This is a genomic window from Streptomyces sp. BR123 (assembly GCF_013401435.1).
Lineage (GTDB): Bacteria > Actinomycetota > Actinomycetes > Streptomycetales > Streptomycetaceae > Streptomyces.
In genome coordinates, this window is the sequence record NZ_JACBGN010000014.1 from 1 (window position 1) to 14,264 (window position 14,264).

Consider the following 14,264-nt stretch of genomic DNA (forward strand, 5'->3'; position numbering starts at 1 on the left):
CACCCCCACCACCCCCACCGACCGATAGGACCCTCTTCATGCGCCAGATCCGGATCCCGATGTCCGCGGCCGTCGCCGTGCTCGCCTCGGCAGCGTTCTTCGCCGCCTCGGGCAGCCCCGTCTCGGACGCCGCCCCGGCCGCCCGCGAGGAGGCGGCCGCGGTGGAGCGCGGCCTCCCGTACGTCTCCACCCACCTCTACTTCGGGACGGGCCGGCACGGCGGCCAACCGCCCATCAGCGACGAGGAGTTCTCGAAGTTCGTCTCCGACGTGATCACCCCCCGCTTCCCCGCCGGCCTCACTCTCCAGGAGGCCCGCGGCCAGTGGAGGGACAAGGACGGGGACATCAACCGCGAGAAGTCCTGGGAACTCACCGTCCTCTACCCGGTGGCCGAATCCCGCGCCCGGGACCGCGACCTCGAATACATCCGCACGCTCTACTGCCGCATGTACGGCCTCGAATCCGTGGGCCGGGCCGACGCCCGCGTCCACGCCGACTTCTAGGCGGGGCCCTGCGCCGCGGGGATGACAGGCCCCGCCCGGTGCCATCGCCGTGGTCACGGCCGCCGGCTGCCGTCGCGGACGGACTCCTCGGGCGCCGTGCCACCTCCAAGGCAGGTGAGCCGCGGTCTCCGCCGGCCGCGCACTCGGGTGCGACATGCCGCGCACGGAGCAATGGGAGGGTGGAGCGGACGGCTGTGTGACGCTGGGGCCCTGTCGATGGCGGTTCGTGTCAGGGGGCCGGGTGCACCGCTCGCGGAGATCGTCCCACGACCGGATCCGCCTCGGCCGCCGGACGGATCCGGTGGCGCCGCCGCGGACACGGGCTGCGGGGCGGCGGTGATGGAGGAGCAGCCCAAGCAGCCCCGGCCGCGGCGCGGCCGGGGGCCGAACCGCCGCCTGGAAGCCGAGCTGGAGCGGATCGACGAGCAGCTGCAGCAATCGGCCAGGGCCAAGAACCAGCTGCAGGGCCTGCTGGACGCTGTGCTGGCCATCACGCAGGAGCTGGAACTCCCCGAGGTGCTGCACCGTATCGTCACCACGGCCATGGGCCTGGTGGGTGCCCGGTACGGAGCGCTGGGCGTGCTGCACGAATCGGGCAAGTACCTCGACCAGTTCATCACCGCCGGGTTGTCCGAGCCGGAGCGGGCGGCCCTGGCGGGGATCGACTTCCCGCACGGCCGCGGTGTGCTGGGACACCTCATTCACCACCCCGAACCCATGCGGGTCGAAGACATCCCCTCCCACCCCTCCTCGGTGGGCTTCCCTCCCGGCCACCCGCACATGCGCACCCTGCTCGGGGCCGCCGTCCGGGTCCGCGGCACGATCTACGGCGACCTCTACCTGTCCGAGCGGTACGACGGCCGGCCCTTCGACCGTGCCGACGAGGAGATCGTCGTCGCACTGGCCGGCATGGTCGGCATCGCGATCGAGAACGCCCGCCTCTTCGGACAGATCCGCGCCAGCGCCGAACACTTCCAGCGCCTCCTCCTGCCGACCCTGCCCGACCTGCACCCCCTCGCCTCCGCCGCCATCTACCGGCCGGCCTCCGAGCCCGACCACATCGGCGGGGACTGGTACGACGCCGTCATGCTGCCCGACGGCGTCTGCGTCGCCGTCATCGGCGACGTCGTCGGTCACGACCTGCGGGCGGCGGCCGCCATGGCCCAGACGCGCAGCATGCTGCGCGCCCTGCTCTACGACCGCCGCACCCCGCCCAGCGGGATCCTCGCGCAACTCGACCGGACCCTGGAGGCCACCACCGACAACCCCGTCACCACTGCCTGCCTGGCCCGCATCCAGTACGAGGGACCGGGCTGGACGATGCACTGGAGTACCGCGGGCCATCTTCCCCCGCTGCTGATCACCTCCGACGGGCACGCGGAGTACCTGAGGGCGGAGCCCGGTGTGCCCCTCGGGGTGAGCACCGAACAGCACCGCCCGGACCACCTCTGCTCCGTGCCCGCGGGGGCCACGATGGTGTTCTTCACCGACGGACTCATCGAGCACCGCGCCCGGCCGGTCGACGAATGCCTGGACGAGCTCGCCGAACTCGCCGCCGTTCACGCGGCGTTGCCGCTGGAGGACTTCGTCCGGACACTGGCCGACCACCATCCCAGCGACGGCCGCGACGACCTGGCGATCCTGGTCCTGCGGACCCCCGGCACCGGCTGACCTCGACGGCGGGCGCAGGGCCGGCGGAGCCGCCCCGGGGAGCCGCCCCGGCCCTCAGCCCGAGACGGCCTCGGCCCAGTTGCGGTTGACGGTCTCTCTCGCCTTCTCCCGCTGCGCCTCCGTCGGAAACGTCGGCGTGCCCTCGACCGTCGGCAGATTCTCCGCGGTGGCCTCGTCGAGGGTGCCGTCCTGCTTCATGGCGTCCATGAGCACGGGGCGTGCGTAGGCGCCGAGCCGGATGTTCTGGCCCTCCGGGCTGAAGACGTACTCCTGCCACAGACGTGCCGCCGCCGGGTGCGGGGCGTCCTTGTTCACCCCGTGGGCGTAGTACTGGGCGAAGCTGCCGTCGAAGGGGATGGCGGTCCGCCAGTCGACGTCCGCGCCCTCCTTGCGGAATTGGTCGGCGTATCCGAGATTGAGGAAGTCCCAGTCGATGCTGATCGGTGTCCGGCCCTGCTTGATCGTGGACGGCGTGGATTCGACCGGGATGAAGTTGCCGCTCTTGCTGAGCTCGGCGAAGAAGTCGATACCGGGCTGGATGTCGTCGAAGGAACCCCCGTTCGCCAGGGCCGCCGCATACACGCCGGCGAAGGCGGAGCCGGACTTGGTCGGGTTGCCGTTGAGCGCGACCTTGCCCTTGTACTCGGGCTTGCGCAGATCGGCGAAGGTCGCAGGGCAGGTCTTGACGCGCTTGGCGTCACAGCCGATCGAGACGTAGCCGCCGTAGTTGTTGTTCCAGCGGCCCTGCGGGTCCTTCTGCTCCCGGGGGATGCTGTCCCACGCCGCGACCTTGTACGGGGCGAGCAGGCCCTGCTCGGCCGCGGACCGGGCGAACGAGCCCCCCACGTCGACCACGTCGGGGGCGCTGCCGTCGCGCCTGTGCTCCTTCAGGGCGTTGACCTCGTCCTGGCTGGTGGCCTCCGGGTTCTCCACCGTGACCTTGATCCCGTACTTCTTTTCGAAGCCGTCGATCAGCGCGCCGTAATTGGCCCAGTCGCCCGGGAGCGCGATCGCGTTGAGCGAGCCCTCCTTCTTCGCCGCTGCGGTCAGTGCGGCCATGCCGCCGGCGTCCGCGGCGGAGGTGGCCACCGCCGGTGCTCTCGGCGCGGAGGCGGGCTCGTCTCCGCAGGCGCCGAGGGGCGCCGCCGCGAAGGCCAGGCAGACGGCGACGGCAGCTGTCCGGAGACGAGGTGCGGGCACGAAGGCTCCATGGCGGGCGGTCGCGTACCGGTCGACACCAGCGTACGTTCAGTGGCCTCGGCGGCGCAGTCCCAGCCGGCGGGGTCCGCTGCCCGCCCCGGCCTTACCGCCCTTCCCCGAGGCTGCCGTGACGGCGCCTTCCGCGTGCTCAGAGCGCCTCGTCGTCCCACCCGGCCAGGAGTTCCTCCCCCGGAACCGCCACAGGCGGTGCGGCCCCGTCATGGAGGGCCTGCTCACTCCAAATGATCTTGCCGCGAGCGGTGTAGCGGGTGCCCCAGCGCTGGGCGAACTGCGCGACGAGGAACAGGCCGCGGCCGCCCTCGTCGGTGGCCTCGGCCCGGCGCAGGTGCGGGGAGGTGCTGGACCCGTCGGAGACCTCGCAGATCAGGCTGCGGTCGTACAGCAGCCTCACCCGGATGGGCTCGGTTCCGTAGCGGATGGCGTTGGTGATCAGTTCGCTGAGGATGAGTTCCGTGGTGAAGGCGATGTCCTCGAGGCCCCAGTCCTCCAGCCGGCGGGCGCAGGCGCTGCGCACGCGGGACACCGCCGCAGGATCGCGGGGCACGTCCCACTCGGCGATCCGCGCAGGATCCAGCCGGCGGGTGCGGGCCACCAGCAGCGCGATGTCGTCGCTCGGGCTGGCGGGCAGCACCGAGTCGATCACCGCGGTGCAGACTTCCTCCGGAGTGCGGGCCGGCCCGGCCAGGGCGGCGCCCAGCGCGGCCAGACCCGCGTCCGGATCGCGGTCGCGGCTCTCGATCAGCCCGTCCGTGAAGAGCACCAGCAGGGAGCCTTCGGGCAGGGGCAGCTGCGTGGTCTCCCTGGGCAGACCCGCGCCCAGGCCCAGCGGCGGGGAGACCGGCACCTCGGGGAACGACACGGTGCCGTCGGGGCGGACCAGCGCAGGGCCCGGATGGCCGGCGGTGGCCGCCGTCACCCGCCCCGAGACGGGATCGTAGACGGCGTACAGGCAGGTGGCCCCGGTGATCCCCTGCCACTCCTGCTCGTCGGTGTCGATGTGGGCGACCAGCTCGTCCAAGTGGCTCACCAGCTCGTCCGGAGGCAGGTCGAGAGTGGAGAAGTTGTACACGGCGGTGCGCAGGCGGCCCATGGTGGCGGCGGCGTGCAGACCGTGGCCGACGACGTCGCCGACCACCAGCGCCACACGGGCGCCGGGCAGCGGGATGACATCGAACCAGTCACCGCCCACACCGGCCTGGGCGGCCAGATAGCGGTGCGCGACCTCGACGGCGGACTGCTCCGGTACGCCCCTGGGCAGAAGACTGCGCTGCAGGGTGTCGGCCACGGTGTGCTCGCGGGTGTAGCGGCGGGCATTGTCGACGGACAGAGCCGCCCGGGCGGTCAGCTCCTCGGCGAAGGACACGTCCTCCTCGTCGAACGGCGGCGAGTCCTGCCCCCGCCAGTAGCCGGCCATCCCCAGTACGACGCCCCGGGCCTGCAGGGGGACGGCGATCATGGAGTGGATGCCGTGGTCCAGGATCTGCGCGGCGTTGGCCGGGTCCTGGGCCCGCCAGCGCCGGGCGGTGCGCAGGTCCGCCTCCAGGACCCCGTGCCCGCCGGCCAGCCCGGCGGCCATGGGGCTGGCGGGAACGAACCGGATCAGTTCGCCGACGGGGTACAGCGGGTGGGCGCCCTGAAGGCCGACGGCGGCGGTGCGGCGCATCTCGGCGTTCACCTCGGGCGGCTCCTCGCCGCGCAGCACCGGGTCCAGCAGATCCACGGTGACCACGTCGGCGAACCGCGGGACCGCCACCTGCGCCAGCTCCTCCGCGGTGCGCTCCACGTCCAGCGTCGTTCCCACCCGCACCCCCGCGTCGTAGAGCAGCTTCAGCCGCTCGCGGGCCACCTCGGCCCTGCCGGACAGCGCCCGCAGCTCGGTGGTGTCGCGCAGCGTGACGACGGTCCCGGCCGACCCGTAGGGGGCGGTGGGCCGGATGTTCACCGCCAGGAGCCGATCGGCCGCCATGTGCACCTCGTCGGTCGCGGAGCGGCCCGATGCGATCCGCTCGGCGATCCCCTCCTCCAGCCCCAGGTCGGCGACGGGGAGCCCCTCTGCGTCCGCCGGCAGGTCGAGCAGCCGACGCGCCTCGTCATTGGCCAGCAGCAGCCGTCCGCCGGCGCCGACGATCAGCACGCCCTCCCGGACCGCGTGCAGCACCGCGTCGTGGTGCTCGTACATCCTCGTCATCTCGGCCGGTCCCAGGCCGTGGGTCCGGCGCAGCAGCCGGCGGCTCACCAGAGCGGTGCCGCCCGCGGACAGGGCGAGCACCGCGGCGGCGCTGCCGAGGACGACCGGCAGCTGGTTGTTCACCATGTTCTGGACGTTCTGGACGGTGACCGGGGAGGAGACGATGGCGATGACGCGGCCGTCGGCGTCCTTGACGGGGACAACCGAGACCACGGACTGCCCCAGCGACCCTTCGAACGTCTCGGTGAAGGACTTGCCGGCCGCCGCCTTGGAGAAGGGGCCGACGACGTGCTTCCCGATCTGCCGCGGGTCACTGTGGGTCAGGGTGACCCCGTCGAGTGTGTACACGTTGATGCCGTCGACCCCGGCGATCTTCCGGGCCGCCTCGGCGCTCGGCTGCAGCACCGCGCTGGGATGGGCGCTGCGCAGGGCTGCGCCGATCCCCGGAGACTCTGCGAACGTTCCGGCGGCGGCGAGCGTACGGTGCTGGGCGTCCAGCATGGCGGCGCTGCGGGCCTGCACCACGAGCGCGGCGACCGCGGCGGCGACAAGCAGGACCACGACGGCCAGCTGGAGGAGGAAGACCTCGCCGGCCACACTGCGCGCGCTCAGGAGGGCGGACAGACGCTGCGGCCGCCCCGCCCCTCCCCTCGCGGGCGGGGTGTGCTCCCGGAGCTCCCGCTCCCGGCGGCGTTCCGACCGGGACCGCCTGGCGGGAGCGGAAGAGCCCGTGGCCGAGCGGAGCAGCCGGCGCCGGAGGCCTCCCCGATAGTTGCTCATAGTCCATTTTCTAACCTCTGCGGGCCATCGGCATCGGGCAGCCACGACCCGGACGTGCGGCGTCGCAGCCCGAAAGCCCCACGGACGGTGCGATCAGAGCCCCGTGGCGGTCGAGGAGGGCCATCAGCTTGCGCTTGCGTTTGCGGTCGGCGCGCAGGGCCGCCGTCAGGCAGGCGGCGAACGCGGTTGCCGTGTCCGGCGCGCGATGACGGGCGCGGGCGCTGAGCAGGAGCTCCCCGAGGCGTTCGCAGGCGCGGTCACCGGTCTGCCGACGCAGTGGCTCGATCCAGCGGAGGCACACGGTCAGGGCGCCGGCCGGCTGCCGGTCGCGGATCCGGTCGGCCGGGTCCAGCCATCGCCGCTCGTCGGCGTGTCCGTCGGCGGCCGCCTGCCGGACCGCCTGGAGGCCGTTGCCGCCGATGAGCGCGTCGACCAGCGGGGAGCCCGCCCGCGGCCCCCGCGATCGCCTGCCTGCCGTCCTCAGCGCATCCAGGGCGGCCGCGTGCCCGGCGCCCTCAGCGGCGTGGCTCAAGCTGCCCGGCGGGCGTCGGAGGCCGGTGACGTCCTGCCCCCTGCCGTCGGGGCCGCCGCCGGTGCGGCTCGCCGCCGGTAGACCAGGTACGGCCGGGCCAGGTATCCGATCGGGGCGCTCCACACGTGGACGAGCCGGGTGAACGGCCAGGCGGCGAAGAGCAGGCAGGCGGTCAGGGCGTGCAGCTGGAACAGCAGGGGTGCCCCGGCGATCGCCCCCGGCTGCGGCTGGAGGACGAACAGTCCGCGGAACCAGACGGAGACGGTCGCGCGGTAGTCGTATCCGGGGCCGAACACGTTGTGGGCGGCGGTGGCGGTGATGCCCAGCAGGACGGTGGCGGACAGCAGCGGGAAGAGGAGCTTGTCGCTGCGGTCGGTGCCCAGGCGGATCCGGCGGGTCAGCAGTCTGCGGGCGCACAGCATGCCCAGCCCCGCGACCATGGCGACGCCTGCCGCCGAACCCGCCCAGACGGCCGTGGTGTGGTAGGCGTGCTCGGAGATGCCGACGGCCTCGGTCCACGAGTCGGGAACGGCGAGTCCCACGACGTGCCCTGCGATCACCATGAAGGCGCCCAGGTGGAACAGCGGGCTGCCCCAGCGCAGCCAGCGGTGTTCGAGGAGCTGGGTGGTGCGGGAGGTCCAGCCGAACTGGTCCTGCCGGTAGCGCCAGACGTGTCCGACGGCGAACACCGCGAGGCAGATGTAGGGGACGGCGACCCACAGGACCAGGTCGGCGCCGCCCGCCGAAGCGGCGGCCGACGGGGGGAGCACGGCGTTCATCGGTGGCCTTCCGTACGGCTGGTCGCAGTGGGCGGAACACGGGTCGGCGCAGCGGGCACCGGAGGGACGAAAGTGCCGGGAGGGGCGAACTCCCCTTCGCCGTACGTCCCGTAGGGGTCGAGCCCGACTTCCTCGTCGGGCGGGCCCTCGGCGGCGAGCCGGTCCACCGCGGCGCGGTCCTCCTCGGTGGGCGGTGGCAGCAGGGTGAGCAGCGCGGCCAGGAGGTACCGGTACGGCGAGTCGGCGTCGGTCAGTGCCCGGTGGATCAACTCCAGCCCGCGCCGGTGCTGGCGCAGCGGAGCCTCACCGCCGCCGGGGCCGGCCAGGGCGGCGAACTCCAGCACGACCGGGAGGTGGTCCGGCAGTTCGCCGCCGCCGGTGGACCAGCCGGCGGCCCGGTAGCGCTGGTTGAGGGTGAGCAGGGCCATGCCCCGGCGACGGGTGTCGCCGTGCAGGTAGTAGGTCAGGTAGAGGCTGCTCTTGCGGCGCAGGTCGAACATCTCGACGTAGTGCCGCTCCAGCGCCTCGGGGTCCTCTGCGGCGAACCAGTCGGTGAACTCGGCCAGGTGCTCCGCCGCGGGCGTGACCGGCAGCGCCTTCACTGCCGCTGTCAACTCGGGTCGGGCCGCGGCCAGTTCGGAGTCGGGGTACTGCAGGAGCAGCGACGCGATCCGCAGTGTCAGCGCCCGGCCCGCCGCCTCCTCGGGGGTGAGCCGGGCCGGGCGGCGTACGGCGGCCCGGACGCGGGTGCGGACGACGGCGGGAATCGTTGAGGGCATGGGGGTCATGGACGTCCTCCGGCAGTGGGGTTGCGGCGCAGGGTGGGGATGCCGAGCATGACCTTGCGCGGTTCGGCGTCGCCGGACGTCTCGACCGGGCAGCGGTTCTCCATGGCGGTCAGTGCGGCGGCGTCCTCCTTGTGGGCGGCGGGGACGACGTACCGGTCGGCGTACTTCGCGACGGCGAGCAGCCGGTGCAGGTCCTCCGCCTCGCGCGGGGTCAGCCCCACGGCGTTCAGCGCGGCCTCGTCGCCCGTCTCGCCGAGGGTGCGTTCACGCATGTAGGAGCGGAGCGCGGTGAGTTTCATCAGCACCCCGCCGACGACGTCCGTGTCCCCGGCGGTGAACAGTTCCGCCAGGTATTCCAGCGGGATGCGCAGCCGGGTGACGGCGGCGAAGACGTGGTCGGGGTCGTCCTGGTTCCCGCCCGCCGCGCCGACGGCGTCAAGGACGGGGGAGAGGGGCGGGACGTACCAGACCATCGGCAGGGTGCGGTACTCCGGGTGCAGCGGCAGCGCCACCTTGTAGCGCATGACGAGGTCGTACACGGGGGAATGGCGGGCGGCGTCCAGCCAGTCCTCGGGTATGCCCGACTTCCGTGCGGCTGCGCGGACTTCGGGGTCGTTCGGGTCGAGGAAGACGCCGCGCTGGGCGTCGAGCAGGTCGCGCTCGTCTGGGGTGGCGGCGGCCTCGCCGACGCGGTCCGCGTCGTACAGGAGCAGGCCGAGGTAGCGCAGTCGGCCGACGCAGGTCTCGGAACAGACGGTGGGCTGGCCGGCCTCGATGCGCGGGAAGCAGAACGTGCACTTCTCGGCCTTGCCGGTGGTGTGGTTGATGTACACCTTCTTGTACGGACATGCCGTCACGCACATCCGCCAGCCCCGGCAGCGGTCCTGGTCGACGAGGACGATGCCGTCCTCGACCCGCTTGTACATCGCGCCGGAAGGGCAGGCGGAGACGCAGGCCGGGTTGAGGCAGTGCTCGCACAGGCGGGGGAGGTGGAAGAGGAAGGTCTGCTCGAACTCGAACTTCACTTTCTCGGCCCATTCCCCGCTGAGGTTGGGGTCTGCGCCGGCGTGTTCGGGTGCTCCGCCCAGGCCGTCCTCCCAGTTGGCGCCCCAGGTGATGGCGGTGGGCCCGCCGGTGAGGACGGAGCGGGGGCGGGCGACCGGGATGTCCTTCCCGGCGGGGGCGTTGACGAGGTTGTCGTAGTCGTAGGTGACCGGCTCGTAGTAGTCCTCGATGGACGGAAGGTCGGGGTTGGAGAAGAGGGACAGGAGCCGCTCGACCCTCCCGCCGGAGCGCAGGACCAGCCGCCCGCGCCTGTCGAGCATCCAGCCGCCCTTCCAGCGCTCCTGGTCCTCGTAGCGGCGCGGGTAGCCGACGCCGGGCTTGGTCTCGACGTTGTTGAACCAGGCGTACTCGACGCCGGTGCGGTTGGTCCACGTCTGCTTGCAGGTGACCGAGCAGGTGTGGCAACCGATGCACTTGTCGAGGTTCATCACCATCGCCACTTGTGCAAGAACGCGTCCGATGGTGGCTTCGCCACGGGGCATCTCAGTACTCCACATCCTGCGAGCGGCGGCGGATGACGGTGACCTCGTCGCGCTGGTTTCCGGTCGGTCCGTAGTAGTTGAAGGCGTAGGTGAACTGTGCGTACCCGCCCGCCAGGTGGGTCGGCTTGAGCAGCAGCCTGGTCAAGGAGTTGTGGATGCCGCCGCGCTTGCCGCTGACCTCGGTCTTCGGCACGTTCACGTTGCGGTCCTGGGCGTGGTACATGTACACCGTGCCCTCGGGCATGCGGTGGGTGACCACGGCCCGGGCGGCGACGACACCGTTGCGGTTGTACGCCTCGATCCACTCGTTGTCCTTGACCCCGATCCTGTCGGCGTCGGCGGTGGACATCCATATCGTCGGTCCGCCGCGGGACAGGTCGAGCATGTACTTGTTGTCCTGGTAGTTCGAGTGGATGGACCACTTCGAGTGCGGGGTCAGATAGCGGACGGTGACCTCCGCCCGGTCCTCGTCGTGCAGGTGCTCGTCGCCGTAGTGCCGGGGGGTGTTCAACGGCGGCCGGTAGACGGGCAGCTGTTCGCCCAGTTCGGCCATCCAGTCGTGCTGGACGAAGAAGTGCTGCCGTCCGGTGAGGGTGTGCCAGGGCTTCTTGTGCTCGGTGTTGATGACGAACGGCGAGTAGCGGCGCCCGCCGGTCTCCGAGCCCGACCACTCGTACGAGGTCATCACCGAGCGGGGCTGGGTGCGGGTGTCGGCGAACGTGATCCGGTCCGCCTCGCGCTCGGCCGCGAGTTCGACCAGGCCTTCGCTGCCGGTCTGCCGCTCCAGCTCCCGGAAGCCCTCGGTGGCCAGGCGGCCGTTGGTGGTGCCGGACAGGGCGAGGATCGCCTCGCACATGTCGCTCGCGGTGGCGAGCGAGGGCCGCCCGGCGGCGACCCCGTCCCTGACGGTGCCGTTGCGGTGCCGGAGGTCTTCGATCTCCTGGTCCGGGTGGACGGTGACGCCCTTGGTGGTCGTGCCCAGAGTGTCGAGCAGCGGACCGACGGCGCGCATCTTCTGCCCGATCGCGGCGTAGTCCCGCTCGATGACCACCAGCTTCGGCATGGTCCGCCCGGGAACCGGCTCGCACTCACCGGTCTTCCAGTCCCGCACCACACCGCCCGGCTGGGCGAGTTCGTCCGGGGTGTCGTGCAGCAGCGGCACCGCGAGGACGTCGGTACGGGTGCCGAGGTGCTCGGCGGCCAGCTCGCTGAACCGGTCGGCGATCGTCAGGAACGTGTCGTAGTCGGTGCGGGCCTGCCAGGGCGGGGCGATGGCCGGCGTGAAGGCGTGCACGAAGGGATGCATGTCCGTGCTCGACAGATCGTCCTTCTCGTACCAGGTCGCCGCCGGCAGGACCACGTCGGCCATCAGACCGGTGGACGTCATCCGGAAGTCCATGCAGACCAACAGGTCGAGCTTGCCCTCGGGGGCCTCCTCCCGCCACACCACCTCCTTCGGGCGGCCCTCCGGCGGGGTCTCCTCGGAACGGACCGCCGCGTCGGTGCCCAGCAGGTGGCGCAGGAAGTACTCGTTGCCCTTGCCGGAGGAGCCCAGCAGGTTGGCCCGCCACACGGTCAGCACGCGCGGGAAGTTGGCCGGGTCGTCGGGATCCTCGACGGCGAACCGCAGCCGCCCGGACTTCAGCTCGTCGACGATGTGCTCGGCGACCGGGCGGCCGGCCCGCGCCGCTTCGTCCGCCAGGTCGAGCGGGTTGCGGTTGAAACCGGGGTGGCCGGGTGTCCAGCCCAGCCGCACCGCCTGCGCCAGGCAGTCCGCGAAGCCCTTGCCCTTGAAGCGGCCCTCCCCCAGCGGGGAGGCCAGCTCCTCGGGCCCGAACGCCTCGTAGCGCCACTGGTCGGAGTTCAGGTACCAGTAGGAGGTGCCCGCCATGTGCCGGGTGGGCCGCTGCCAGTCGAAGGCGAACGACAGGTGCTGCTGACCGGTGACCGGGCGGACCTTCTCCTGGCCGACGTAGTGCGCCCAGCCGCCGCCGTTGACGCCCTGGCAGCCGGTCATCGTGATCAGGGCGAGGAAGGCGCGGTAGATGGTGTCGGAGTGGAACCAGTGGTTGGTGCCGGCGCCCAGCGCGATCATGGACCGGCCGTTCGTGCGCTCGGCGTTGCGGGCGAACTCCCGGGCGATACGGGCCGCCTGCTCGGCCGGCACGGAGGTGATCGTCTCCTGCCAGGCCGGCGTGTAGGGCTCGGAGGCGTCCTCGTACGACGACGGCCAGCTGCCCGGAAGACCCGGCCGCTCCACCCCGTACTGCGCCAGCATCAGGTCGAAGACGGTGGTGACGAGGCGGCCGCCGATCCGCCGCACGGGCACCCCGCGCACCATGACCGAGCCGCCCTCAGTGCCGCCCTCGTCGAAGCGGGGCAGGGCCACGGCCACGGTCTCCTCCGCACGGTCGAGCAGGCTCAACTCGGGCACGACATCGCCCAGATCGAGGTTCCAGCGGCCCGGTTCGGCCTTGGCCCAGCGGAAGCCGAGCGAGCCGTTCGGCACGACCGGTTCGCCGGTCGCCGCGTCGAGGAGAACGGTCTTGGACGCCGCGTTCTCTTCGGTCTCCGTGTCGCGTCCGAGATCGGCGGCGGTCAGGAACCCGTCCGGGACCAGGCCGCCCTCGCCGTGCTCGCGCAGCGTCACCAGGAACGGGGCGTCGGTGAACGTGCGCAGGTAGTCCCGGAAGTACGGCACCTCGCGGTCGACGAGGAACTCGCGCAGGATCACGTGCCCCATGGCCATCGCCAGCGCGCCGTCCGTTCCCGGGTGCGGGGCGAGCCACTCGTCGGCGTGCTTGACGTTGTCCGCGTAGTCGGGGCTGACCGCGACGACCTTCGTGCCGTTGTAGCGGGTCTCGGTGAGGAAGTGCGCGTCGGGCGTGCGGGTGACGGGGATGTTGGAACCCCACATGATCAGGTAGCCCGCGTTCCACCAGTCGGCGGCCTCCGGCACGTCCGTCTGGTCGCCGAAGACCTGCGGCGAGGCGACGGGCAGGTCCGCATACCAGTCGTAGAAGGAGAGGAGCGTGCCACCGATCAGCGACGTGTAACGGGCACCGGCCGCGAAGGACGCCATCGACATCGCCGGGATCGGGGAGAATCCGGCGACGCGGTCGGGACCGTACGTCTTGACCGTGTGGACCTGGGCGGCGGCGACCAGCTCGGACACCTCGTCCCAGTCGGCGCGCACCAGCCCGCCCTTGCCCCGGGCCCGCTTGTACGCGCGGGCCTTCGCCGGATCGGAGGTGATCTCCGCCCAGGCCGCCACCGGGTCGCCGAGCCGCTTGCGGGCCTCACGCCACAGCTTCAGCAGCGCCCCGCGCACGTACGGGTGGCGGACCCGGCTGGGCGAGTACGTGTACCAGGAGAACGAGGCACCGCGGGGGCAGCCGCGCGGCTCGTACTCGGGGCAGTCCGTGCCGATCGACGGGTAGTCGGTGGCCTGGTGCTCCCAGGTGATGATGCCTTCCTTGACGTAGACCATCCACGAGCAGGAACCGGTGCAGTTCACCCCGTGCGTGGAACGCACCACCCTGTCGTGCGCCCACCGGTCCCGGTAGAAACCCTCCCACTGAGGATCACCCGTGCCGAACACCGCGCGTCCGTCGGCCGACACCTCGCTGCGCGTGAGCAGCCGGCGGGCGGCCAGCGGCCAGACTTCACCGGTGTGCGACTTCCGTCGCCGTGCGTTCCGATCGTTCTCCATGGCCGGAAACGCTAGGTGGCCCGGCCCCGGAGCACCTGGGTCCTGCGGTCCCCGCCGGAGGACCTTCCGACCCCGTGCGGCCGGTCACGGCAGGCCCATCGGCCCTGGCGAAGAGACCCGGTCGGCCCGCGGGCCGGATGTGGCCGGTACTGCATGCTGGGCATCGATCGAACCGCAGATCCCCATCTGTCACGAGCGCATTCCGTGCCCCCGGACGACGATTCCCCGTCCCGGCTGCCACGGGTGCAGCGCGTGCGGCGCGTGGCGCCCGGCTCGGTCGTGCGTCCGGCCCCTCCCGCGGCCGGACTCGGCACCTTCCTCTCCGGTGCCGACACCTCCGACCGCCCTGCACGCGCACCGGTCGGCGAGCCGACCGCGACCTGCTGGAGAACCGTCATGACCGTGCTCACCCTCGCCTCGGACCCCGAAGACGCCACGGCCCTCGAAGGCGCCGAGGCGCATCACGCCCGCCTGGTCGGGGAACTGGCCGGCCGGGTGAAGATGCTGCTCATCGCCGCGGACCGCGACCCGGGCGCCGCAGAG

The 14,264-nt window shown here is 72.1% G+C and carries 9 protein-coding genes; 2 read left to right on the forward strand and 7 right to left on the reverse strand.

Annotated elements, in window-relative coordinates; all coding sequences use genetic code 11:
• Together HYE82_RS04005 and HYE82_RS04010 are read left to right on the forward strand one after the other, a co-directional pair.
• Nucleotides 1-503, forward strand: a 503-nt coding sequence (locus HYE82_RS04005; RefSeq protein ID WP_256986906.1) for a DUF3574 domain-containing protein, incomplete at its 5' end; no start/stop codon positions are given.
• Between the two features lie 339 nt (nucleotides 504-842).
• The gene (locus tag HYE82_RS04010) at nucleotides 843-2,174 is read left to right on the forward strand and encodes a PP2C family protein-serine/threonine phosphatase (protein ID WP_179172517.1); all 1,332 of its coding nucleotides are present in this window, start codon (nucleotides 843-845) and stop codon (nucleotides 2,172-2,174) included.
• Between the two features lie 54 nt (nucleotides 2,175-2,228).
• Here HYE82_RS04010 and HYE82_RS04015 read toward each other — a convergent pair whose 3' ends face one another.
• The 7 genes from HYE82_RS04015 to HYE82_RS04045 all read right to left on the reverse strand — a co-directional run bounded on the left by HYE82_RS04015 (nucleotide 2,229) and on the right by HYE82_RS04045 (nucleotide 13,721).
• Nucleotides 2,229-3,374 (reverse strand): ABC transporter substrate-binding protein, encoded by a 1,146-nt coding sequence (locus HYE82_RS04015; protein WP_179172518.1) that lies wholly within the window; start codon nucleotides 3,372-3,374, stop codon nucleotides 2,229-2,231.
• A 148-nt stretch (nucleotides 3,375-3,522) separates the two neighbouring features.
• Nucleotides 3,523-6,363, reverse strand: a complete 2,841-nt coding sequence (locus tag HYE82_RS04020) for a SpoIIE family protein phosphatase (protein ID WP_256986907.1) — start codon at nucleotides 6,361-6,363, stop codon at nucleotides 3,523-3,525.
• Nucleotides 6,364-6,373: 10 nt separating this feature from the next.
• Nucleotides 6,374-6,895, reverse strand: a complete 522-nt coding sequence (locus tag HYE82_RS04025) for a hypothetical protein (RefSeq protein ID WP_179172519.1) — start codon at nucleotides 6,893-6,895, stop codon at nucleotides 6,374-6,376.
• Nucleotides 6,892-7,674, reverse strand: a complete 783-nt coding sequence (gene narI, locus HYE82_RS04030) for a respiratory nitrate reductase subunit gamma (protein ID WP_179172520.1) — start codon at nucleotides 7,672-7,674, stop codon at nucleotides 6,892-6,894. Before narI ends, HYE82_RS04025 begins: the two co-directional genes overlap by 4 nt.
• Entirely contained in the window at nucleotides 7,671-8,462 is a 792-nt protein-coding gene (gene narJ / locus HYE82_RS04035; protein WP_179172521.1) for a nitrate reductase molybdenum cofactor assembly chaperone, read from the reverse strand. The genes narI and narJ overlap by 4 nt, the downstream gene beginning before the upstream one ends.
• Entirely contained in the window at nucleotides 8,459-10,009 is a 1,551-nt protein-coding gene (gene narH / locus HYE82_RS04040) for a nitrate reductase subunit beta (RefSeq protein ID WP_179172522.1), read from the reverse strand. The genes narJ and narH overlap by 4 nt, the downstream gene beginning before the upstream one ends.
• A 1-nt stretch (nucleotide 10,010) precedes the next feature.
• The gene (locus HYE82_RS04045) at nucleotides 10,011-13,721 is read right to left on the reverse strand and encodes a nitrate reductase subunit alpha (protein ID WP_179172523.1); all 3,711 of its coding nucleotides are present in this window, start codon (nucleotides 13,719-13,721) and stop codon (nucleotides 10,011-10,013) included.
• Nucleotides 13,722-14,264 lie beyond the last annotated feature (543 nt).

Excerpts from the sequence above, each read along its gene's own strand:
- HYE82_RS04010 (WP_179172517.1), top strand. The coding sequence starts at position 843 with ATGGAGGAGCAGCCCAAGCAGCCCCGGCCGCGGCGCGGCCGGGGGCCG.
- HYE82_RS04045 (WP_179172523.1), bottom strand. The coding sequence starts at position 13,721 with ATGGAGAACGATCGGAACGCACGGCGACGGAAGTCGCACACCGGTGAA.
- narJ (WP_179172521.1), bottom strand. The coding sequence starts at position 8,462 with ATGACCCCCATGCCCTCAACGATTCCCGCCGTCGTCCGCACCCGCGTC.
- HYE82_RS04020 (WP_256986907.1), bottom strand. The coding sequence starts at position 6,363 with ATGAGCAACTATCGGGGAGGCCTCCGGCGCCGGCTGCTCCGCTCGGCC.
- narH (WP_179172522.1), bottom strand. The coding sequence starts at position 10,009 with ATGCCCCGTGGCGAAGCCACCATCGGACGCGTTCTTGCACAAGTGGCG.
- narI (WP_179172520.1), bottom strand. The coding sequence starts at position 7,674 with ATGAACGCCGTGCTCCCCCCGTCGGCCGCCGCTTCGGCGGGCGGCGCC.